This window comes from Ochrobactrum sp. CGA5 (genome assembly GCF_006345815.1).
Taxonomy (GTDB): Bacteria; Pseudomonadota; Alphaproteobacteria; order Rhizobiales; family Rhizobiaceae; genus Brucella.
In genome coordinates, this window is record NZ_VCIG01000005.1 from 428,856 (window position 1) to 451,510 (window position 22,655).

The following is a 22,655-nucleotide window of genomic DNA, read 5'->3' on the forward strand; positions in this document are numbered from 1 at the left end:
CAATGATAGAAAAACGCCCAATCTCAAATCTTATTGGCCACCTGATCCTAATCCTAGGCATAATCATCGTCGCCTTTCCGATCTACTATACCTTTGTCGCTTCAACGATGACGTCGACGCAGATCATTCGCCCGCCGATCACGTTGTTTCCCGGCGACCATTTCGTGGAAAACTACGGCGATGCCATCTTCGGCGGGGTAGAGCGAGTTGTCGGTGTTAGTCTCGAGCGACTTCTTTGGAACTCCTTTGTGGTCGCCATGGCCATCGCTGTTGGCAAGATCATTATTTCCTTCATGTCGGCTTTCGCGATTGTCTTTTTCCGCTTTCCGTTCCGCATGTTCTTCTTCTGGATGATCTTCATAACGTTGATGCTGCCGGTGGAGGTCCGTATTCTGCCGACCTACAAAGTGATTGTGGATCTCGGCTTAATCGACACCTACGCGGGACTTACGCTACCGTTGATGGCCTCTGCGACAGCAACGTTTCTGTTTCGTCAGTTTTTCCTCACTATTCCCGGTGAACTGGTTGAAGCAGCGCGCATCGACAACGCCGGGCCATTCCGTTTCATGCGGGATATCCTGCTTCCCCTGTCAAAGACGAATATTGCAGCGCTTTTCGTCATTCTCTTCATTTACGGATGGACCCAGTATCTTTGGCCCCTGCTCGTTACCAATGACGCCAAGATGAACACTATCATCATTGGCCTGCGCCGCATGGTGGATTGGGCCGATGCGTCCACTCCCTGGAACTACGTCATGGTAACCGCCATTCTGGCCATCATCCCGCCGATCCTCGTTGTGGTATTGATGCAGCGCTGGTTCGTCAAAGGTCTCGTTGAAACGGAAAAGTAATGAGCAAAATCGTTCTTGATAATGTCCGCAAGAGCTACGGCGGCAATGTCGAAGTCATCAAAGGTGTTTCGCTAGAGATAAACGACGGCGAATTTGTAGTACTGGTTGGACCTTCGGGCTGCGGTAAGTCCACTCTTCTGCGCATGATCGCCGGTCTCGAAGGCATTACGTCCGGCACGGTATCCATTGGCGAACGTGTCGTTAACGATGTTGAACCTGCTGAACGCGATATCGCCATGGTGTTCCAGAATTATGCGCTTTACCCGCATATGACGGTTCGCGAGAATCTCGCCTACGGCTTGAAGAATCGCAAAACTCCGAAGGACGAAATCGAACGCCGGATCGCCAAAGCCGCCAAAGCACTCGAGATCGAACCTTTTCTTGAGCGTAAACCGCGTCAGCTTTCCGGCGGTCAGCGCCAACGCGTTGCAATGGGACGTGCCATCGTTCGCGAGCCGGCAGCCTTCCTCTTCGATGAACCGCTTTCCAATCTGGATGCGAAACTGCGTGTTCAAATGCGTGTTGAGATCAAACGCCTCCAACGCTCGCTGGGCACTACGAGTGTTTACGTGACACACGATCAAATGGAAGCCATGACCATGGCGGACCGTCTCGTCGTATTGAATGCCGGTCATATCGAGCAGGTGGGAACACCAATCGATCTCTATGAAAAGCCAGCATCCACGTTCGTTGCGACGTTCATCGGTTCCCCGTCGATGAACTTGCTGCAAAGCAAGGAGTCGACGGGCTGGACTACTGGTAGCGGGTTGAAAGCACCTATGGGTAGCTTCACCATCGGCGTTCGTCCCGAAGACATCCGTATTCTAGAGGACGGAGATCCAGATGCCGACGGCTTCAATGCAACTGTCCGCATTGAAGCTGTCGAACTCGTCGGTGCGGAAAGCTATATCCACGCTGCGTTGCCAAACGGTAAGCCCCTTATTTTCCGTATTGCAGGGCGCTCTGCACATAATATCGACGAAACTGTCAGGGTCGGTTCACTTGCGGGAAATGTGCATGTTTTCGGCAGCGACGGTAAGCGTATAAATGATTGACACAGAAGCGGGTTGCATCCCGTATGGAACGCAACCCGCTATAATAATCGATTTCTGTTTCGGAATTTATCGGCTACACAGTGGTGGAATATTTTTCCGTCCGTGAGGAAATTCCAATAAATGACGCATCAGCAGATACTCTCCTTCACGGTAATCATACTCATGATGGGAGCGTTTATCTGGGGCAAGCTTCGTTATGATGTGGTGGCACTCTGTGCGCTGCTTTTGGCAATAGCAGTTGGTGTCGTCCCTTTCGATCAGGCTTTCACGGGCTTCAGCGATGATATTGTCATCATCGTTGGAAGTGCATTGGTGGTGAGTGCAGGCGTCGCACGTTCCGGCCTTATGCAAGCTGCTGTCCAACGTTTCCTCCCGGAAATGAACAGCGTTAGACTACAGCTCGTCGTTCTTGTGGCGGTCGTTACCGTTCTCTCCGCCTTTGTGAAGAACGTTGGTGCATTGGCAATCATGATTCCCGTCGCGTTCCAGTTCGCACGCCGCTCCAATGTTTCCCCTTCGACCTTTCTCATGCCAATGGCGTTCGGCGCGCTGCTCGGGGGCTTAATGACCCAAGTGGGCACTTCGCCCAATATCGTCGTTTCTCGCATACGCGGCGAGATGGTCGGTGAACCTTTCACAATGTTCGACTTTACCCCCGTCGGTGCCGTGCTGTCGGTCGTAGGGCTCATCTATCTGGCGCTCTTTTACTGGCTGGTTCCACAGCGCACTCGCGAAAACGTATCGCTGGATGATGCAATCAAGATCAAGAATTACGCTTCAGAAGCGCGCATCACGAAAACTTCAACGATGACCGGCAAACGGGTGACTGATCTCATAAAGGCAGCCGAAGGCGAAGCGATGGTGACTTCCATCATACGCAACGATCAGCGGTTGACGCCGCTTCCCGATACGGTGCTGAACGAGGGAGATGTCGTCCTTCTCGAAGGCGACCCGAAGGCGCTCGATGCGATTATAAGCGCCGGAAAACTTGCATTATCCGAAAACCGCAACCCTTCCGAGACCAGCGGCTCCACCAACATTGAGGTCGTGGAAGCTGTTATTGGCAAGAACTCTCGCCTCATTGGACTGACGGCTCAGAGACTTGCCCTTTTCGCACGCTACGACCTCAACTTGCTGGCGGTCAGCAGGCCGGGTGAACGTATCAGCGAACGTCTCAGCGAGGTCATTCTGCGATTCGGAGATGTCATCGTACTGCAAGGGAGGCAGGCAAATCTATCCACCTTTCTGCCGGAGTTCGAGCTGCTGCCACTCGCTCGTCGCAAGCTGATGCTCGGCAGTGTCAGGCGCGGATTGATCCCACTCGCTATTCTGATTGCTGCAATCGGGGCAACAGCTTTAAGCCTTGTGCCTGTGGCGGTCGCTTTCTTTGCCGCTGCTGTTGCTATGCTATTATTCAAGGTGATCCCTCTCAACGAGGTTTATGACGAAATCGATGGCCCTATTCTGGTCATGCTTGCTGCACTTATCCCGGTTTCAGACGCACTGAGAACGACCGGCGGCACGGATCTTATAGCAGAAGGGCTTGCCACAATTGGCCATCAATTGCCGCCAGCAGGCGCACTGGCGCTCATTCTTGTAGCCGCGATGATGGTGACACCATTTCTTAACAATGCCGCGACAGTGCTTGTTATGGCTCCCATTGCAACGAGCTTTGCTTCCGGGCTTGGCTTCAAGCCTGAGGCCTTCTTGATGGCCGTTGCTATCGGCGCGGGTTGCGACTTCCTCACGCCGATTGGCCATCAGTGCAATACGCTGGTCATGGGCCCCGGTGGATACAAATTCAGCGACTACCCGCGTCTGGGATTTCCGCTATCGATCATCATTGCAATTGTAACAGTCCCAACACTGATGTTTTTCTGGCCACTCAAGTAATTCTAAAGCTCAACTGAGCGTATCCACGCTAGACTGTCAGAGACAATTTTTTCCACTGTGTCGGCAACATCTGCGCGGTAGACGAGAGGTTCTCCAACAGGGCTTTCGAGAGTGGCAATCTGGCTTTCCAGCATCGTTACCGGCATGAAATGCCCGGTGCGATGTCCCATATGTTCGTGCAAAACTTCAAAACTGCCATCCAGAAAGATGAACATCACCGGCGCACTGGCAGCCGAGCGGAGGCGATCGCGATAGCTTTTCTTTAATGCGGAGCAGGAAACGATGATTCCATCGTTCGCAGCGGCAAGTCGCTCACCGATTTTATCGAGCCATGGCCAGCGATCCTCGTCCTGCAACGGTACTCCTGCTGACATCTTATCAACATTGGACTTCGGATGCAGAGAGTCCCCTTCGAGAAACGGGAGAGCCAGTGCATCAGCGATCTTCTCCCCCACCGTCGACTTCCCGGAGCCGGAAACGCCCATCACAATAATACGCAGCATCAATTCCTCATACGCTTGCAGTCATGCCGCCATCGACATGCAGAACCTGACCATTGACGAAAGTAGAAGCCTCGCTGCTCAAGAAAACTGCGGCACCGACCAGCTCTTCCACTTCTCCCCAACGACCAGCCGGTGTTCTTTTTTCCAGCCATGCCGTAAATTCGGGATTATCAACCAATGCCTGATTCAGTGGCGTCTTGAAATAGCCGGGAGCAATCGCATTGATCTGCAAACCATGTTGGGCCCAATCAGTGGCCATACCGCGCGTCAGGTTACGGATAGCTCCCTTTGTCGCCGTATAAGGTGCTATGGAAGGTCGCGCCAGCTCACTTTGAACCGAAGCAATGTTGATTATCTTGCCATATCCCCGCGGGATCATATGGCGAGCAACGGCCTGCCCGACGTAAAAAGCGCTGGAAACGTTGGTTTCCAGCAGCTGCTGCCATTTCTCGATCGGAAAATCCTCGAGCGCGGTGCGGTACTGCATTCCCGCATTGTTGACCAAAATATCGAGCGGACCGATTTCTTTTTCGATTAAATCGATAGCAGCTCGGGCTTCTTCGGCGTCCGTCACGTCAAACGTGGAAGCAAAAACCCTATGCCCCTCTTCTTCCAATCGGGTGACCGCCGCATCTACCTTGTTTCGATCACGACCGTTGATGATTACCTTAGCCCCATGTTCTGCAAGCCCTCGCGCCAATGCAAAGCCGATGCCCTGGCTGGAACCGGTGATCAGAGCTATTCGCCCTTGCAGACTGAAAAGTTCGAAGGACGCAGCCATTAGAAAGTTTCCAGTTTGAGACCAATGCGGCGTGCTGCCTCCACAATGTGGTGGCGCATCACGTCTCGCGCTCGCACAGGATCACGTGAATGAATGGCATCCCTGATTGCGGTGTGCTCATCAATTGTGATTTCGACAATCTGTTCAAGTACCGCTCGTGCGCGTGCTGCGTTGATTGCTTGATTGATCCGCTCAGCAATGAAACCGAGAACCAAAGGAAAATATTCGTTATGCGTTGCCGAAGCGAGTGCGCGGTGAAATGCCAGATCGGCGGCGATACCGGTATCTGTCCATTTTTTGGAGCCGCTCATTTCCGCGAGAGCCTCGTTAAGTTGCCTCATATCATGTTCATCATGATGCACTGCAGCGAGTCCAGCGGCTTCTATCTCCAACGCCATGCGCAACTGGAACAGGCTGCGGAAACTGTCTCTATTGGCTAGCGTTTCAGGCTCTATGCGAAGAGCATGCCTCCGGTCAGGTTCTGTTACGAAAGCCCCGACCCCCTGTCGCGTTTCAACCAAGCCCTCATTGCGCAACTGGGCAATCGCTTCACGTACAACCGATCGGCTGACGCCGAAGCTTTGTGCGAGATTATGTTCCGTCGGCAGCTTCTGCCCCGGAACAAGGCTACCTTCACTGATCTGCCGTGTAATTTCGGAGGCGATGCGTCCAGGAAGCTGCTCATTACGCCTGATTTCACCAAACAAAATGATAAAGTCTCCCTGATTGCCCTTGTAATGGGTGTGTAGTCAGCCTTTTGAAGAGTCAAGCGAAAGCTGGCAGCCTGGGTTCATGATATTGTTCGGGTCGATGACTTGTTTGATACCTTCAAGTAGTTTTCGTCGTGCAGGATCAATGCGCTTCTCGAAATCATCACGTTTGAGGCGACCAATTCCATGCTCGGCACTGATACTGCCCGCATAACGATCGAGAACAGCATTGATCGTTTCCTTGGCAAGCTTGATCTTCTTGTCTTTCACCACAATATCGAGATTGCTTTCAGGAATAACGTTGAGATGCACATTCCCATCGCCGACATGCCCATAAGAAACGGAGAGACAATCTGGAAGAACCTTGGCCAGTTCCCTTTCTGCTTCATCGACGAATGATGCAAGCTTTGAAAGCGGGACCGATATATCCGTGCGCAAGTGCTTGCCCCGCAGCGCTTGCCCCTCGTTCATGGCTTCACGGAATGTCCAGAGATTTTGACCTTGCGCATGAGAGGACGCGATTGTTCCGTCGAGAACAAGGCCATCTTCCATTGCGTTGGCGAGGAACTGTTCCATCAAGGACAGTATATCAACCAGCCCTGAACCCGAGACTTCCATCAAGACATAGGCCGGATATTGTCCAAGTGGCATGGCGAGCTCTGGCATCGCCTCTTGCGCCAACGTAAAAGCTACCGGCGGCATGAATTCAAACGCTGACATCAAGTCACAGCATTGCAAGCGCGCGCGCCGATAGAGAGCAATCGCATCATCAAGCGAATTGAGTCCAAGCAGGGCGGTTTCCACCTTTTCCGGTAAAGGCAAAAGTTTGATTGCTACACCGGTAACCACCCCAAGAATGCCTTCGGCGCCGACAAATAGCTGTTTCAGGTCAATTCCACGATTGTCTTTCCTCAATGTCGAAAGACTATTGAATATAGCGCCGTCTGGCAGAACGACCTCTAGTCCCAGCACCAACTCGCGGGTCATACCATAACGCAACACGTTCACACCGCCTGCGTTGGTGCTAACGTTTCCACCGATACGACAACTTCCCTGCGCACCAAGTGCCAAGGGGAAAAACATACCTTCGGCAGCCAGTTTATCTTTCAGATCGGAGAGAATGCAACCGGCATCCACAATCGCAGAAAAATCATCCGGATCGACCTTTCGGATCCGGTTCATTCGCTCAAGGCTTAAAATGACAAGATTATCCTGGCCATCAGGCACACCGCCTTGCACAAGACCAGTGTTTCCGCCTTGCGGAATGATGGATAACCCCAACAAAGCACAGGCTTTAACCGCAGCAGAAACCTCCTCCGTCGAACGCGGACGGATGACGGCTACCGCTATATTCTCTATGTCTCCCGGCCAGTCACGACAATAACCAAGGGTGTCCTTTTGCTCGACAATAACCAGATCGTCACCCAAAAGAGCAACGAGATCTGCCTGCTTCTTTCCGGCCACGCCCTCCGACCCAAACATAGTATCCTCTTGGCTTTACCGACCTGCAATTTTCTGTCTCAGTTGTGCGACAGCTTTAAAATGCGACGAGTTTTTCCATTCCATTCCTATGGCAACAGAGAAAGCTGTTTCCAATCTCTACATATAAGGTTATCAGACAACCCTACAACATAAATCTGGTGGGAGACCGGATAAGTGTCCGAATGATAGCCAAAGCCAAATTTTCGGATAAGGTTGGCTGCAAGGGACGGAGGAGGCCTTTTAAATGCATATCGCAATCATCGGTGCTGCAGGCATGATCGGACGCAAGCTAGCGCAGCGTCTTTCTAATGATGGCCATCTAGGGGGAAATCCCGTTGAAAAGCTTACGCTTATCGATATTGTTGCAGCAGAATCGCCAAGTGGCTTTGCAGGATCCGTAGATATTCTCGCAGCCGATATATCCACTATGGCAACCGCTCAGAAGATCATTTCAGAACGTCCCGACACCATCTTCCACCTGGCGGCGATCGTGTCCGGTGAAGCGGAGATCGACTTCGATAAAGGATATCGAATCAATCTTGATGGCACTCGACATCTGTTCGATGCCATCAGGCTTGCGCATACTGCCGACGGTTATAAGCCCCGCGTGGTTTTCACATCATCAATTGCCGTTTTTGGCACACCGCTCCCCTACCCGATCCCCGATGAATTTCACACAACACCGTTGACGAGTTACGGCACACAGAAGGCAATTGGTGAACTTCTGCTATCCGACTACACCCGGCGCGGCTTCTTCGATGGGTTAGGGATTCGCCTGCCCACGATTTGCATACGACCCGGCAAACCGAATAAAGCCGCATCAGGCTTTTTCTCCAACATTCTACGCGAACCGCTCTCAGGACAGGAAGCAGTCTTACCTGTATCTGAAGATGTCAGGCATTGGCATGCTTCGCCGCGCTCGGCTGTCGGCTTTCTTATTCACGGGGCCACCATTGATACAGAAGCGGTTGGGGCGCGTCGCAATCTATCCATGCCAGGTCTCAGTGCCACCGTGGGCGAGCAGATTGAAGCATTGCGTCGCGTTGCCGGGGAAAAAGCTGTCCGCCTGATCCGACGTGAGCCGGACGAACTGATCATGCGTATGGTTGCAGGCTGGGCTCCTGGTTTCGATGCAAAACGGGCACAGACCCTTGGCTTCACCGCAGAAACATCTTTTGATGAGATCATTCGCGTTCACATTGAAGATGAGATGGGAGGCAAGATTTGACACGCAAAATCGCTTTTCTTGGAACCGGCCTGATGGGCGCACCAATGGCCGGACGGCTTCTGGAAGCGGGCTTTGATGTAACAGTCTGGAATCGGAACAGCATCAAGTCTGCACCTCTTGCTGAAAAAGGTGCCACACTCGCTCAAGCTGTCACCGAGGCCGCAGAGAACGCGGATGTGGTCATAACGATGTTGACCGACGGTCCGGCAGTACGCAACGTTCTTTTCGATCAAGGAGTCGCCGCCGCCTTGAGAAAAGGCAGTACTGTCATTGACATGAGTTCAATCTCGCCAGACTTCGCACGCGAGCATGCCGAGAGTTTACAGACCATTGGGGTTAATCATATTGATGCTCCAGTCTCCGGTGGAGTAATAGGTGCGCAGGAAGGCACGCTTGCAATCATGGCTGGCGGAGATGAAGCGATCATCGCAGGCCTCGCCGATGTGTTCAAACCGATGGGGCGCCTCACCCGCGTCGGCCCGTCAGGTGCCGGTCAGCTAGCAAAACTTGCCAATCAGCAAATTGTGGCTGTGACGATCGGAGCGATAGCGGAGGCAATGATTCTGGTCGAAAAGGGCGGCGGGTCGCGCGCCGCGTTTCGGGATGCTATCCGCGGTGGTTTCTGTGAAAGCCGAATTCTCGAACTGCATGGCAAGCGAATGATTGAGCGCAATTTTGAGCCGGGCGGCACATCGCGCATCCAACTGAAAGATCTCGATTCCATTCTCAAGACGGCTGACGATTTGTCTTTGAGCTTGCCACTCACCGAAACCGTACACGAAGCCTTTGCCGCTTTCGTGGAGGACGGGGGCGGCGAGAAGGATCATAGCGCCCTGCTCCTGCATCTCGAAAAACTCAATGACGGTCGAAAAAGCTAGTTCGCAGGGAACAAGCTGCATTCGGAGGTGCAATGAAGATCAACTCCATCGAAACCATTCGCATCGCAGAGCGGCCAAACCTGTTGTGGATGGAAGTTCATACGGATGAAGGAATTAGCGGACTCGGCGAAACCTTTTTTATGTCCGAGACTGTCGACGCTTATCTGCACGAATATTTTGCACCCGCTACAGATAGATTTGCTGGCTTCTGATCTTGTGGGCTATCTCGGGTTCCGTTCGACATGGCGGCGGAAAAGACGCGCGGGCAATATATTTCTCAGTCTGGTCTGAAGGCCGCTTTGCAGCCTTTCGAGAAAATCCGAGCAGCTGTCGGTGACCGCATGGACATCATGGTTGAATTCCAATCCATGTGGCAAACTTCTACCGGCCATGCAGATTGCGCGATAACTCACGCCGTTCAAAACCTTCTGGCATGAGGATCCGATCAAAATAGATAGTATTGGAAGCCTCAGACGTTATGCAGAAGCAAGCACTGCGCCGATCTGTGTCTCAGAGATCTTGGGAAACCGCTGGGCGTTTCGCGATCTTCTTGAAACCGGTGTGGCTGACGTTGTCATGCTCGATTTGAGCTGGTGTGGGATCTCTCAGAAGCCTGCAAAATTGCAGCCATGGCGGAAGCTTGGCACTTACCGATCATACCGCTGGTCCAGTCGTCCTTTGTGCTTCCACGCACCTGTCACTGATCAGGCGTAGAAAAACAGATCGATCTAATTTTTGATGCGGTTGCGACCTGAAGGCTGGACTCAGCTTCAGACTGCTAATAATAATAGTATTATTGTTGTCAGACATCCTGACAACATATGACCTGTGGGAAGTGGTCATTTACCGGGAGGATATCTGTGCACGACAAGCGTGAACTGACAGCAACGACGATTTTGCCTGACGATAGCCATTCGGCGGTTTTGATAGGCCGTGTGTGGTTAAAAGCCGAAAATGGCCCCTGTCCAGTATTAGTGAAAAGCGGTCATGTGCACGATCTCTCCAGCCTGTCTGCAACGGTTTCTGGCCTTCTCGAACGTGATTCGCTGATTAACGAATTGGGGAATACGAAAAGCTTTCCAAACATCGGCTCTGTTGATGATTTTCTTTCCGGCGAACGCGGGGAGTTACTTGCTCCTATCGATTTGCAATCCATAAAAGCGGCAGGCGTGACCTTTGCTGACAGCATGCTTGAACGGGTGATCGAAGAACAGGCAAAAGGTGACCCATCTCGCGCCCGCGAGATTCGCGAACGTCTCGCACCTGTGATCGGCGACAACTTGCGCGGTGTCGTGGCAGGTTCCGAAAAAGCGGCTGGCGTCAAAGCCCTTCTTCAGGAAATGGGGCTTTGGTCCCAATATCTGGAAGTTGGCATTGGACCTGATGCAGAGATTTTCACTAAGTCCCAGCCAATGTCCGCTGTCGGTTGCGGTGCGACCGTCGGTATTCTGCCGATTTCACAATGGAACAATCCTGAACCCGAAGTGGTTCTGGTTGTCGCTTCGGATGGACGCATTGTCGGCGCGACTCTAGGGAACGACGTCAATCTCAGGGACATCGAAGGACGGTCGGCTCTCCTGCTTGGCAAAGCCAAGGATAACAATGCTTCCTGCGCCATAGGCCCCTTCATTCGCCTGTTTGATGGCGAGTTTACCATGGATGTATTGCGCAAGCTCAAGCTGTCGTTGACTGTCAATGGAGTTGACGGCTTCGAGATGACCGGCGAAAGCCAGATGGAAGCAATAAGCCGCGATCCTGAAAATCTCGCTTCGCAGATGATGAACCGCAATCATCAGTATCCTGATGGCGCGGTGTTGTTCCTCGGAACAATGTTCGCGCCAGTCAAAGACCGTCGCGGTGCTGGACAAGGTTTCACGCACGAAGTCGGTGACCGCGTGGAGATATCGACTCCCAAGCTTGGACGGCTCATCAACTGGGTCGACCGTACTGACAAATGTCCAGAATGGACATTTGGCATAAGGGCACTGATCCAAAACCTACAAGCGCGCGGTTTGCTCGATAAAGTCTGAAGGCGGATAGATGACGAAAGCGATAGACTTCTTTTACAAGATACTCGGCGCCATTCTCGTCTTCCTCCTTGCCGGCATGGCAATCATGGTGTTCGTCAATGTAGTTCTGCGCTATGCTGTAAATTCTGGACTAACTGTGTCTGAAGAACTTGCGCGTTATTTTTTTGTCTGGGTGTCGTTTCTCGGAGCGGTACTTACGTTTCGTGAGAACAGCCAGTTGGGCATTGAAACGCTCGTTGCCCGTTTCGGACGGCAGGGTCGCGTTATCTGCATGGCGACCGGCTATATGATCATCATGTTATGCTCGAGCATTTTCTTCTGGGGGACTTGGAAGCAGTTCGACATCAATGCCAGTATGGTTGCACCAGTCACCGGCCTCTCAATGATTTGGGTTTACGGCGTCGGCCTTTTTACGGGCGGCGCAATGTTCATCATCGCCGCCGAACGTTTCCTTCGGGCCATCACCGGTCGCTTGACCGATGAGGAAATAGCCACCTTTGCGGGTGAACATTCACTCGACCACCTGACGGAGTAGGTGATATGACGCTTGTAGTATTTGTCGGCTCCCTCCTCAGCGCCATGGCGATCGGTGTTCCGATCGCCTTTTCACTCATGTTCTGTGGTGTCGTTCTCATGTGGTACATGGGGATGTTCAACACGCAAATCATCGCTCAGAACATGATTGCCGGTGTCGATTCCTTTACGCTTCTGGCAATCCCCTTCTTCATCCTGGCGGGCGAACTGATGAATTCAGGCGGCCTTTCCCGCCGCATTATTGATTTTGCCATAGCTTGTGTCGGTCATATCCGAGGCGGTCTTGGTGTGGTTGCCATTCTCGCGGCAATCATCATGGCCAGCGTATCAGGTTCGGCTGCGGCCGATACAGCGGCGCTTGCAACGATCCTTATACCCATGATGGCTAAAGCTGGCTATAACGTCCCCCGCTCAGCCGGTTTAATGGCGGCGGGCGGTATTATCGCACCAGTTATCCCACCATCAATGGCAATGATCGTATTCGGCGTTGCCGCCAATGTGTCCATAACGCAGCTTTTCATGGCTGGTATCGTGCCGGGTCTGATGATGGGTACTGCCCTGCTTTTCACCTGGCAGGCCGTCGTCCGAAAAGACAACCTCAAAGTGCTGCCTAAGAAGTCGGGTAAAGAACGACTGCAGGCAACCGGCCGGGCATTATGGGCACTTGGCATGCCTATTATCATCCTCGGCGGCATCCGCATGGGTGTCATGACGCCAACGGAAGCAGCAGTCGTAGCCGCAGCCTATGCCCTTTTTATCGGTATGTTCGTCTATCGCGAACTGAGGTTTATCGATCTTTACGGTGTGTTTCTACGGGCTGCCAAGACAACCTCTGTCATCATGTTTCTCGTGGCCTCGGCACTGGTTTCATCGTGGCTGATAACGGCAGCAAACATTCCGGCGGAGATTAGCGGCTACATCGCACCGTTGATAGACAGCCCGAAACTGCTGATGCTCGCTATTATGATCCTGGTGCTGATCGTCGGAACTGCGCTGGACCTTACACCGACGATCCTCATCCTGACGCCTGTTCTGATGCCGATCATCAAGCAGGCTGGCATCGACCCGGCATATTTCGGGGTTTTGTTCATAATGAACACCAGTATTGGATTGATCACTCCGCCTGTCGGCGTGGTGCTGAATGTGGTCAGCGGTGTCTCAAAGGTGCCACTTGGTAAAGTAATCGCAGGCGTCAATCCATTTTTATTTTCGCAGGTTTTCGTATTGTTGTTGCTGGTTCTATTTCCAAGTCTCGTACTGGTGCCCATGAATTGGCTTCATTAGATTTAACATCAACTCTGGGAGGAGAAGAGTTCAATGAAAAAACTGATTATGCTGGCGACTACCGCTCTCATGGCGGGAGCGCTTACCGTACCCGCATTCGCCGAATTTCAAGAGCGTAATATTCGCGTTTCGAACGGCATTAACGAAGATCACCCCGTTGGGAATGGCGTTAAGGCAATGAATGAGTGCCTTGCCGAAAAGTCCGGCGGAAAAATGAAGATAACCGCATTCTGGGGCGGAGCACTTGGAGGGGATTTACAGGCAACGCAGGCTCTGCGCTCCGGCGTGCAGGAAGGCGTGGTTACCTCGTCTTCACCGCTCGTCGGAATCGTTCCCGCACTCGGGGTCTTCGACTTGCCGTTTCTCTTCGCCAGTGACGAAGAAGCCGATGCTATCGTTGACGGCCCGTTTGGTAAAATGATGGACGAAAAGCTCGCTGCTGTCGGCCTCGTCAACCTTGCCTATTGGGAGAACGGGTTCCGAAATCTTTCAAATTCGAAGCGCCCGGTAAACAAGTGGGAAGACTTCAGCGGCATGAAGGTCCGCGTAATGCAAAATAACATCTTCCTCGATACATTCCAGAATTTTGGTGCCAATGCCACTCCGATGGCGTTCGGCGAAGTCTTCTCGGCGCTGGAAACGAAGGCAATTGACGCACAAGAAAACCCCTACGTTACGATCGACACTTCAAAATTCTATGAAGTGCAAAAATATGTAACGGAAACAAAACACGCCTACACGCCGTTTCTGTTTCTCTATTCCAAGCCGATCTTCGACACATACTCACCGGAAGAACAAGCTGCCTTGCGTGAATGCGCCGTTGTCGGTCGCGACGTTGAACGCAAAGTTATTCGCGAACTAAACCAGAAGTCGCTCGAGAAGATCAAGGAAGCAGGTCTGGAAGTGAACACGCTTTCGCCGGAAGAGCATGCCCGCATGCTCGAGAAATCCCAGCCGATCTATGCCAAGTACAAGTCGCAGATTGGTGATGATGTTATTGACGCAGTACAGAAACAGCTCACTGAAATCCGCAAATAGAATTCTTGGGCTCTGGAATACAGGCCGCGCTCAGCGCGGCCTGTATCATTATATTCAAGCCGCCTTCAAACGATTGTTAACTCGTTCAGCGAGCTTGCGGGCACGTGCAAGACTCTCGGCTTGTTCCGTACTGAAGCGATCCTCTCCGATTTCCATGATCAGAAATGTATCGGGCAGGAGAATCAGCTCATCGAAGATATCTTCCCATGGAATATCGCCCCATCCGATCGGCAGATGCAGATCACCAATACCGAGTGCTGTTGCTTCAGCGGGATGATAAAACTTGTTCATTGTGTAAGGACGACCAAAACTGTCATGGACGTGCAAATGCCCGGTTACAGGTGCCATGGCGCGAATCTGCTGACGCCAATCGAGACCCAGACGCGTACATTCGATATAGGCGTGACTGAAGTCGATCAGCCCGCAGACGGAGGTTTGATTGATCGCAGTAATCGTTTTGGCGACTTCCGCCGGTGTTTGGCGATATTCATCATCGCTCACTGCAAAGATATTCTCCAGTGCGATACGGACACCATATGTCTTTGCAAGCTCCGCCATTTCGGCAAGCGCATCTCGTTCCAACTTGTTGAGATCAGGAATACGAGAAAGCGCCGGCATGGGAGCATGGCCTGAGTGATGAACCAGAATTTCAGCTCCGACGCGGTTGCATAGTTCCAGCATCGCCCGAACAACAGCCTTTTGATAATCCAGGTGCTCGCGGTCCATGAAATTGGAAACAATCTGTCCGTGGACACTGTAGCGGGTATCAAACTGCCTAGTGATAGTGACGAGACGATCCACGCGGTGCGGGATGAGACGACCGCCTGAGATGATTTCCTCGCCATATAACGATAGTTCTACAGCTTCTGAACCGAGTTCGACGATGTTACGAATTGCGCCCTCAAGCGTGCTGAAGTTACCGTCACCCGTCGGGGTACAGAAACCAATCGCTGATATTGTTTGGTCAGAGGTCATGAAGCTCGTCCTGTCAGATATGAAAAATGCGCGAGCCGGGTATCCGATCTCGCGCATCTCCTCTGGCACGCGCCCATTTCAGGCATATGACCATAAGAAAAACGATCTCTCTTCAATTGAGAGGAATAGCGTTTCCATCTTTGCCTGCCTGATACGTACCGGACAATTCGTCATATTGGGCAAGAATGGCATCTAGCCTTTTACCCAGGCGTTGGCGATCCGCTTCCGGTAGGGATGCAACCATCTTCGGAATCGAATGGCTATGCCAGAAGACGTTATCACGATTGTAGCCCCCAGGTTCGAGCGTGAAGACCTCCTTGAGTATCTTCAAATCGTGGGGGATCGAGAAAGCGTCCCGTGAATCCTCGTGGCTGAACAGGTAGTAAAAGTTATCAAAACCACTCCATGTAATGGCCGAAAGACACATAGAACAAGGTTCATGAGTGGAAAGAAAGACCATGTCCTTCGTGTCCGGACGTTCGCTTACTGGCATTTCGTAAAAGCGCTTCAAGGTGTGCACTTCACCGTGCCAGAGTGGATTTTCTGTCTCGTTATTGGTTTCCGCAAGAACAAGAGATAGATCAGACTTGCGCAACAAAGCTGCACCAAAGACCTTGTTGCCCTCCGCAACGCCTCGTTCGGTCAGCGGAATGACATTCTGCTCAATAACGTCGATAAGCCTTTCAAGCAGTTTGAGATCATCTGTTTGCACAGTTCTATTCCTCCCGATCTTGCAGAAAAGCGCCGGACTGTTTCAGCCCGGCGCATCTATTGTCACTCAGCAAAGAATGCGAAGCGGATGACAAAGAGTGCCGCAACCAGCCAAGTAGCCAAGTGTATATCACGCGCCTTACCGGTGAAGGCCTTAAGCACGACATAGCTGATGAAACCGAACGCCAGGCCATTTGCGATGGAATAGGTGAACGGGATCGCCAAGGCCGTCAGTGCAGCAGGTGCAGCTTCCGTTACATCCTGCCATTCGATTTCGGTCAGTTCACGCATCATCAAGCAAGCAACGTAGATCAGTGCGGGTGCCGTCGCATATGCCGGAACAGAACCGGCGAGTGGGGAGATGAACAAGGCTGTAAGGAACAGTAGTGCAACAACCAACGCCGTCAGACCTGTGCGACCGCCGGCCTGAACGCCCGAGGCGCTTTCAACATAAGCAGTTGTAGACGACGTGCCGAGAAGCGAACCGCCCAGAATAGCAGTACTATCCGCAAAAAGGGCGCGTCCGAGACGGTTTGGCTTACCTGGTTCTATCAGGCCGCCGCGCTTTGCCACGCCAATCAGGGTGCCGGTGGCGTCAAAAACTTCAACCAGCACGAAGACCAGAATGACGTGCAGAATACCGGTATGCAAGGCCCCCATTACATCAAGCTGAAGAAAGGTTGGCGCAAGGCTCGGAGGAGCAGAAAAAACACCACCGAACTGGCTTATGCCGAGAGCAATCGATGCCAAGGTGATGACAAGGATGCCAATAAGGATCGATCCACGAACCTTCAAGGCATCCAAAACAGCGATTATGAAGAAGCCGGCAATCGCGAGTAGCGGACCAGCTTTGGTCAGATCGCCAAGTCCAACCAAGGTTGCCTGATTGCCAACAACAACTCCAGCGCTCTTTAAGCCGATTAGGGCAAGGAACATACCGATACCTGCAGCAATCGCGCTACGCAGGGAATGCGGAATACCTTCGACCAACCAGCGACGTACACCTGTCACCGTTAAAATCAGGAAGATAATGCCGGAAATGAAAACGGCGCCAAGCGCCTGCTGCCAGGAAAAGCCCATCGCCCCAACAACTGTGAAGGCGAAGAATGCATTAAGGCCCATGCCTGGCGCCATGCCAATAGGCCAGTTTGCAACAAGCGCCATAATGATCGAGCCGAGAGCTGCCGCAAGGCAGGTGGCAACGAAAACGGCGTTTCGATCCATACCCGTAGTGGACAGAATGTCCGGGTTTACGAAGATGATATAAGACATCGTCAGGAAGGTCGTCACGCCGGCAATGATTTCCGTTCTCGCCGTAGTGCCGTGTTCCTGTAACTTGAACAGCTTTTCGAGCATCGTCCCTCCAAGGCAATCGCCCGTCAATTGGCTCCTCAGTTCGCGTGAAATTGCGATGCGCAACATGTTACGCTTCGTACTATATCGATCTGAGGCAACCATGCGATTGCCATAATGTTAGTTGCGGCTACAGATTTGCAGTCCGACATGTTCCCCATACACCCATCATGGTCAAAAGCACAGTTCTGCCGTGTGAATGCCAGTTTGTTGACATGATTTAGTGTGGACTGATATCGCGCCACACGCCAGTCACTCATTTAAGGGAAATATTTGAAACAGATTCAAAAAAGATCGTTTACGAGAGAGGCTTGATAATTCTAGCTGACTGTTCGAAATGAACTTTGTAACAGCAAAGCGGTACCGTACATACCAAGCGCAAAAAACGTATGCGCAACAAGATTCAATAGACGTACATTGCGCGCATTCGGCAGTTTGGATGCTGCCCAACCAATTCCCAAGCCGGGTTGTAAAAGAAACCACCCTGCAGATACCGTCAGTATGCCAAAAATCCAAACTGGAAAGAAGACAGGATCAGAAAACCATTCCTCGCCGCCATAGATAGCGAAAATGATACCGTAAAGGACACCGACCACATAGTGCCCAATCCAGCCAAGCACTACTTCGTGCTTATAGGACCTGGCATCGGCAATGTCATCGTGGAAGATTTGCCCATGGCGCAGATGCCAAAACCAGCGACCGACCAATCCCCAATTTGGGCGTGCCTGCCCTGGCATTGCGGCCACTATCAAGGCCCACAGGTCCATTGCAACTGTCGCGCCGATTCCAATCAGGATTCCATTCCAGATAATATCCATGATGTATCCGCTTTGCGTCATCGGGCGGCCAGATAAGCCTGCCACCGCCCGATGCGCAAGAGCTAGATTGCGTGCACTCCTGCATTCCACGCAATACTTACTGGCAATGACTTAGCACAACAAATAGCATGCATAGGCAATAGAAATTGCTATGAAATAAGAGTGATGAACATAGGCGAGCCACCCGCATCTACAACGGAAAGACCGCATCCTCATCACTTGCCCCCGCAAAAACAAGTTGGCTGAAAATCGGGAGGACGACAATAGTGATCTGTCCCAAAATAGTACGGAATACGTCTCATTCCAGGGGACGGGGAAGTGGGGTGAGAATGAGGCGCAGCCGGGTTTCGAGCTGCTATCCAAGTGCATAACACTATAGCTTTAGTGCGGAATCTGAAATCTCAGATCAAAGAACTTTTTTATATTAGATATATAAAAAAAGCGTCGGGACTGGAGACCGACGCTTTATTATTTTATTCGATTTTCACTTACGGGGCGATGCTTCACGAGACACGCCATAAGTTATTACTTACCGAAAACGGCGCTCTGAATCTGCGAACGCGAAACACCGATATCGGCAAGAAGATGGTCGTCCATTGCACCAAGCTCACGGATAGCGCGGCGGCGAGATACGAACTGCTGTACTTTCTGACGAATGTTCATTTGCTTTCTCCTCGTTTGGATGATTATTAGATAGGCGTTTGCCTAAATTTCCACCACAGATATGATTGCAAATGTGGCATGCGTTTTTGCTTGAGCTTATAGCCTTGAAAAGGTCGAATTTACTTTCCTACCAAGCAATTGCCCGTTTCTAGACTTAAATGCGGAATTTGAGAAATGTCTTTTGCCAATAGGCTTCTAATCGATTAAGGGAGCGGAAAGAACGAAATCCTCCCCCGTTTCTTTACGGACATCGTCATGCTTTACGGTATTTTTCTTGCGTTTGCATCCTATGCAGCGTTCGCTGTGAGCGACGCCTGTGTCAAGTTTCTTGATGGCACGCTGTCACCATATGAAATTGCATTCTTCGGCGCTGCACTCGGCCTACTCGCTATTCCTTTTACAAAGAAAGCTGATGATGCCTGGCTCGATATGTTTCGCACGACGAACATCAAGATGTGGCTATTGCGAACCGTAACCGCCGCCGTGGGTACGATAGGCAGTGTTACAGCATTCACACATCTCTCGATGGCAGAAGCCTTTGCACTCATTTTCCTGCTCCCAGCCTATGTGACAATACTTTCAGTGCTATTCCTGAAAGAACAGGTTGGCTGGCGACGATGGTCTGCAGTCCTCATCGGCTTTATCGGGGTTCTGGTTGTACTCCGTCCGGGATTCAGGGAGCTCTCAATCGGTCATTTGGGAGCGCTTGCTGCTGGTATGGGTGGCGCCATGAGCATCATCATCTTCCGAGTCATGGGGAAGCACGAAAAGCGAATATCGCTCTATACAAGTGGGCTTATAGGCCCCATCGTCATCTGCGGAGTTTTGATGACTCCGTCCTATGAAGCGCCAAATGCGGAGCAATGGGTTTATCTCGCGGGCTACGGCCTGCTCGCAGCCCTCGCTAATATCCTGCTGATGCTCGCAGCTCAACGCGCTCCAGCAAGTGCGATAGCCTCGCCACAATATAGCCAAATGATCTGGGCGATCCTTTTTGGATACTTCGTTTTCCACGATCACATAGACGTACCTATGCTAATTGGTATTGTTCTCATTACTATTTCGGGGCTCTTCACCTTCATCCGCGAAAGGCAACGCGGCGTTGAGGGGCCTCCGGCTGTTGTCACATCGGAACCAACTCCGGCGCTTGTAGAAGATAGATCGGAACAATCCTGAAGGCGAACAGTGACAAGTTAACGCTTGTCTCCAACGTTGGCTGCTCCTACGATGTGGATAGTCTGTCCAAGATCGATGAAATAACGCTTCAAACAGAAGCGCTTAGGGTAGCGATCTGTTTCAATTCATATCGAGACGCACCAAGCATTTTTCCGATAACGATCTTTGTTTGAATGCGCGCCGACGCGGGCAGAAACACGAGAAACATACTGTCAGAGGACTAGGAAATGACCGATAATCGGGCGATGTGGACCTATTACAAGGGTGAATGGCGTGAGGGAGATGTTCGCATTCTCGGTGCGGCCTCACAAGCGACTTGGCTTGGTTCGCTGGTTTTTGACGGTGCGCGCTTGTTTGAAGGTGTTACACCCGATCTCGATCGTCACTCTGCACGTGCCAACGATTCAGCCCGTGCTCTTGGATTGGAACCGACGCTCTCTGCCAATGATATCGAGGCACTAGCACGCGAAGGTCTGAAAAAATTCGCGCCAGGAACGGATGTGTACATCCGCCCCATGTACTGGGCAGAAGAAGGTGACGCCACTACTGTTGCACCGCTTGCATCGTCGACGGATTTTGCGCTCTGCCTCGAAGCGATACCCATGGTCGAGCCGAAGGGTTTTACCATCACCACTACATCCTTCCGTCGGCCATATCTAGAAGTAATGCCGGTCAACGCCAAGGCTGCTTGCCTTTATCCAAACAATGCACGCATGCTGCGTGAGGCAAAAGCAAAAGGCTTTAACAACGCACTGGTGACCGACGTTGTCGGCAACGTTGCTGAGACGGCCACATCAAACGTTTTCATGGTGCGCGGCGGCGAGGTTTTCACACCTGTTCCCAATGGCACATTCCTCAACGGTATCACGCGCCAGCGTGTCATCAGTTTGCTCCGTACAGCGGGCATCTCTGTTCATGAAACAACATTGAAGATTGAAGACTTCCGTCAGGCGGACGAAATCTTCTCTTCCGGCAATATGAGTAAAGTCGTGCCAATTATCGGTTTCGATGATCGTAAACTGGAATTTGGACCGCTGACCAAACGCGCTCGTGCCCTTTATTGGGAGTGGGCTCACGCCTGATATCCAAACAAAGCATCTCCGGTCCAACGGCTGGAGATGCTTTCTCGCCGCCCGCTATAATACCGACATCACCATTACATGATCGCACATCCCCCCCTTTTTCTCGCAATTGCAGTCATTGCGGCATTTCTTGTCGGGCTTTCGAAAGGCGGCTTGCCATCGGTCGGCACACTTGCCGTTCCCCTGATGGCGTTGGTCATATCGCCAATCACTGCTGCCGCGCTCTTGCTTCCAATCTATGTTATCAGCGATATGTTCGGCCTATATCTTTATCGCCATCACTTTTCAGCACGAAACCTGGCGATCTTGACACCGGCGGCGATCCTTGGTGTGGGCATTGGCTGGATGTTCAGTGCATATCTGTCGCCCACTTTCATCGGAATGCTGGTTGGATTGGTTGGCATTCTATTCTGTCTCAATGCGTGGTTCGGTGCACTCTATCGGAAGACGGCCCGAAAGGCAGACGTTCCCGGCGGCGTCTTCTGGGGTGTGCTTACCGGCCTTACCAGTTTCGTCTCTCATTCCGGCGCTCCACCGTTTCAGATGTACGTGCTGCCGCAACACCTTCCAAAACTGGTTTTTGCTGGCACATCGACTATTCTTTTTGCCATCGTCAACGCCATAAAGCTCGTGCCGTACTGGCAGTTGCAGCAGTTTTCCAATCTCGACACATCGCTCGGCTTCTGGCTCGTTCCTGCCGCCGTAATTGGTACCTTTGTTGGTGCAAAGCTGACCCGAACCATGCCCGACGGTCCATTTTTTCTGCTTGTGCAGCTTACCTTGTTCGGGCTTTCCATAAAGCTGATTGCGGGCTGGATGGTGCCTTTCCTCCTCGGTTGATTACGTCTGGTCGCCGCTTGCAGCAATTCATCCCTTCGGTCACGATGCTTATTCCAAGGATGCGCAGGTTATGGCTATCCACAACGCCTGACCCTATGTCGGTGATCGTCTCACACGCGCGGGTGCCACTGCATGCTCTGCTAGACCCCACCAACAGCCCACTTATTGCCGTCAAGCTCCATATTCTGACGCGCATAACGCTTGGCAGCTTGCATACCGATCTGGACGCCCAGGTGCTTAATGCAGCGGGGGAAGCTGCCGGTTTTGGCGGCGGCGGCTATCACGGGTACAATGCGCTTGAAGGAACATTTTTGGGCGGCTGCATCTTTTCGGGACGAACGGCCGGTCGTGCAGTTGCTGCTGCGATATGACCCCAATTCCTGACAGCCGTGAAGTTTGCATCGGCTTTCGCCCAAGGCAGTCCATATATGAGTTTTTTATTTTTCAGAGACCATCCCACTCTCGAAACCCTACGCGGTGCAGCAACATAATGCGCCTGTAAGAAACAGGGAGCCCCTTACGGGCAATTAGGCATGATTATGGATTTCGCCGTCCTGGCAACTGGCATCGGGTTTTTCACGCTGCTGTTCGGCTACCTGCGTATCTGCGAAAGGCTTTAAGGCACCGTCATGATGATCGAATACGTCGCAGGCGCTTTGGTCGCTGTCTTCATAGCCGCTTATCTCCTCTACGCGCTCATACGACCGGAACGGTTCTAGGCCGACCTTCGGCCAAGCCCGCTTAACCGGCAGCCTTTCAGGCCTTGGAAA

The 22,655-nt window shown here is 52.0% G+C and carries 22 protein-coding genes and 2 pseudogenes; 15 read left to right on the forward strand and 9 right to left on the reverse strand.

Annotated features, from left to right (window positions below; all coding sequences use genetic code 11):
- Window positions 1–2: 2 nt before the first annotated feature.
- The 3 genes from ugpE to FJQ48_RS06730 all read left to right on the forward strand — a co-directional run bounded on the left by ugpE (window position 3) and on the right by FJQ48_RS06730 (window position 3,799).
- Entirely contained in the window at window positions 3–851 is an 849-nt protein-coding gene (gene ugpE, locus FJQ48_RS06720; protein ID WP_139974405.1) for a sn-glycerol-3-phosphate ABC transporter permease UgpE, read from the forward strand.
- Complete coding sequence (locus tag FJQ48_RS06725) at window positions 851–1,906, forward strand: sn-glycerol-3-phosphate import ATP-binding protein UgpC (RefSeq protein ID WP_139974406.1); 1,056 nt, start codon at window positions 851–853, stop codon at window positions 1,904–1,906. The genes ugpE and FJQ48_RS06725 overlap by 1 nt, the downstream gene beginning before the upstream one ends.
- A gap of 120 nt (window positions 1,907–2,026) precedes the next feature.
- A complete protein-coding gene (locus FJQ48_RS06730; protein ID WP_139974407.1) occupies window positions 2,027–3,799 on the forward strand; it encodes an SLC13 family permease in 1,773 nt (590 codons plus the stop codon).
- A 2-nt stretch (window positions 3,800–3,801) separates the two neighbouring features.
- Here FJQ48_RS06730 and FJQ48_RS06735 read toward each other — a convergent pair whose 3' ends face one another.
- From FJQ48_RS06735 to FJQ48_RS06750, 4 genes are read right to left on the reverse strand one after another with little or no spacing between them, the layout of a single operon-like run.
- Entirely contained in the window at window positions 3,802–4,302 is a 501-nt protein-coding gene (locus FJQ48_RS06735; protein WP_139974408.1) for a gluconokinase, read from the reverse strand.
- A 7-nt stretch (window positions 4,303–4,309) separates the two neighbouring features.
- On the reverse strand, window positions 4,310–5,083 hold the full coding sequence (locus FJQ48_RS06740; protein ID WP_139974409.1) for an SDR family oxidoreductase: 774 nt from the start codon (window positions 5,081–5,083) through the stop codon (window positions 4,310–4,312).
- Window positions 5,083–5,790, reverse strand: a complete 708-nt coding sequence (locus FJQ48_RS06745) for a FadR/GntR family transcriptional regulator (RefSeq protein ID WP_139974410.1) — start codon at window positions 5,788–5,790, stop codon at window positions 5,083–5,085. The genes FJQ48_RS06740 and FJQ48_RS06745 overlap by 1 nt, the downstream gene beginning before the upstream one ends.
- Before the next feature lie 42 nt (window positions 5,791–5,832).
- Window positions 5,833–7,275 carry an FAD-binding oxidoreductase gene (locus tag FJQ48_RS06750; protein WP_139974411.1) on the reverse strand — a complete coding sequence of 481 codons (1,443 nt, stop codon included), beginning with the start codon at window positions 7,273–7,275 and terminating at the stop codon, window positions 5,833–5,835.
- A 244-nt stretch (window positions 7,276–7,519) separates the two neighbouring features.
- Here FJQ48_RS06750 and denD point away from each other — a divergent pair, with 244 nt between their 5' ends.
- The 7 genes and pseudogenes from denD (at window position 7,520) to FJQ48_RS06785 (ending at window position 14,267) form a co-directional block, all read left to right on the forward strand.
- A complete protein-coding gene (denD, locus tag FJQ48_RS06755) occupies window positions 7,520–8,503 on the forward strand; it encodes a D-erythronate dehydrogenase (RefSeq protein WP_139974412.1) in 984 nt (327 codons plus the stop codon).
- Complete coding sequence (locus FJQ48_RS06760; RefSeq protein ID WP_139974413.1) at window positions 8,500–9,381, forward strand: NAD(P)-dependent oxidoreductase; 882 nt, start codon at window positions 8,500–8,502, stop codon at window positions 9,379–9,381. Before denD ends, FJQ48_RS06760 begins: the two co-directional genes overlap by 4 nt.
- 32 nt (window positions 9,382–9,413) lie before the next feature.
- Window positions 9,414–10,084, forward strand: a pseudogene (locus FJQ48_RS06765) (enolase C-terminal domain-like protein); the annotation flags it as partial.
- Between the two features lie 157 nt (window positions 10,085–10,241).
- Entirely contained in the window at window positions 10,242–11,411 is a 1,170-nt protein-coding gene (locus FJQ48_RS06770) for a fumarylacetoacetate hydrolase family protein (RefSeq protein WP_139974414.1), read from the forward strand.
- Between the two features lie 10 nt (window positions 11,412–11,421).
- On the forward strand, window positions 11,422–11,946 hold the full coding sequence (locus tag FJQ48_RS06775) for a TRAP transporter small permease (RefSeq protein ID WP_139974415.1): 525 nt from the start codon (window positions 11,422–11,424) through the stop codon (window positions 11,944–11,946).
- A gap of 5 nt (window positions 11,947–11,951) precedes the next feature.
- Window positions 11,952–13,229, forward strand: coding sequence for a TRAP transporter large permease subunit (locus FJQ48_RS06780; RefSeq protein ID WP_139974416.1), 1,278 nt, complete (start codon window positions 11,952–11,954; stop codon window positions 13,227–13,229).
- A gap of 33 nt (window positions 13,230–13,262) precedes the next feature.
- Window positions 13,263–14,267, forward strand: a complete 1,005-nt coding sequence (locus tag FJQ48_RS06785; protein WP_139974417.1) for a TRAP transporter substrate-binding protein — start codon at window positions 13,263–13,265, stop codon at window positions 14,265–14,267.
- A gap of 54 nt (window positions 14,268–14,321) precedes the next feature.
- Here the strand turns inward: FJQ48_RS06785 and FJQ48_RS06790 are convergent, their stop codons facing one another.
- The 5 genes from FJQ48_RS06790 to FJQ48_RS06810 all read right to left on the reverse strand — a co-directional run bounded on the left by FJQ48_RS06790 (window position 14,322) and on the right by FJQ48_RS06810 (window position 18,787).
- Complete coding sequence (locus tag FJQ48_RS06790; protein ID WP_139974418.1) at window positions 14,322–15,242, reverse strand: sugar phosphate isomerase/epimerase; 921 nt, start codon at window positions 15,240–15,242, stop codon at window positions 14,322–14,324.
- Window positions 15,243–15,354: 112 nt separating this feature from the next.
- Window positions 15,355–15,954, reverse strand: coding sequence for a nucleoside deaminase (locus FJQ48_RS06795; protein WP_139974419.1), 600 nt, complete (start codon window positions 15,952–15,954; stop codon window positions 15,355–15,357).
- Between the two features lie 62 nt (window positions 15,955–16,016).
- The gene (locus FJQ48_RS06800; RefSeq protein WP_139974628.1) at window positions 16,017–17,309 is read right to left on the reverse strand and encodes an NCS2 family permease; all 1,293 of its coding nucleotides are present in this window, start codon (window positions 17,307–17,309) and stop codon (window positions 16,017–16,019) included.
- A gap of 317 nt (window positions 17,310–17,626) precedes the next feature.
- Complete coding sequence (locus tag FJQ48_RS06805) at window positions 17,627–18,127, reverse strand: DUF2938 domain-containing protein (RefSeq protein WP_180350154.1); 501 nt, start codon at window positions 18,125–18,127, stop codon at window positions 17,627–17,629.
- Between the two features lie 522 nt (window positions 18,128–18,649).
- Window positions 18,650–18,787 carry a DUF1127 domain-containing protein gene (locus FJQ48_RS06810; RefSeq protein WP_006471330.1) on the reverse strand — a complete coding sequence of 46 codons (138 nt, stop codon included), beginning with the start codon at window positions 18,785–18,787 and terminating at the stop codon, window positions 18,650–18,652.
- A 255-nt stretch (window positions 18,788–19,042) separates the two neighbouring features.
- On the opposite strand from FJQ48_RS06810, the gene FJQ48_RS06820 reads away from it, so the two are divergent.
- The 5 genes and pseudogenes from FJQ48_RS06820 (at window position 19,043) to kdpF (ending at window position 22,604) form a co-directional block, all read left to right on the forward strand.
- Window positions 19,043–19,963: a DMT family transporter gene (locus FJQ48_RS06820; RefSeq protein ID WP_139974421.1), complete on the forward strand. Its 921-nt coding sequence runs from the start codon at window positions 19,043–19,045 to the stop codon at window positions 19,961–19,963.
- 227 nt (window positions 19,964–20,190) lie between these two features.
- Window positions 20,191–21,045, forward strand: coding sequence for a branched-chain amino acid aminotransferase (locus tag FJQ48_RS06825; protein WP_139974422.1), 855 nt, complete (start codon window positions 20,191–20,193; stop codon window positions 21,043–21,045).
- A 78-nt stretch (window positions 21,046–21,123) separates the two neighbouring features.
- On the forward strand, window positions 21,124–21,885 hold the full coding sequence (locus tag FJQ48_RS06830; protein WP_139974423.1) for a sulfite exporter TauE/SafE family protein: 762 nt from the start codon (window positions 21,124–21,126) through the stop codon (window positions 21,883–21,885).
- Window positions 21,886–21,934: 49 nt separating this feature from the next.
- A pseudogene (locus tag FJQ48_RS06835) lies at window positions 21,935–22,256 on the forward strand (FAD-binding protein); the annotation flags it as partial.
- A 261-nt stretch (window positions 22,257–22,517) separates the two neighbouring features.
- Window positions 22,518–22,604: a K(+)-transporting ATPase subunit F gene (gene kdpF, locus FJQ48_RS06840; RefSeq protein ID WP_247870327.1), complete on the forward strand. Its 87-nt coding sequence runs from the start codon at window positions 22,518–22,520 to the stop codon at window positions 22,602–22,604.
- The last annotated feature ends 51 nt before the right edge of the window (window positions 22,605–22,655 follow it).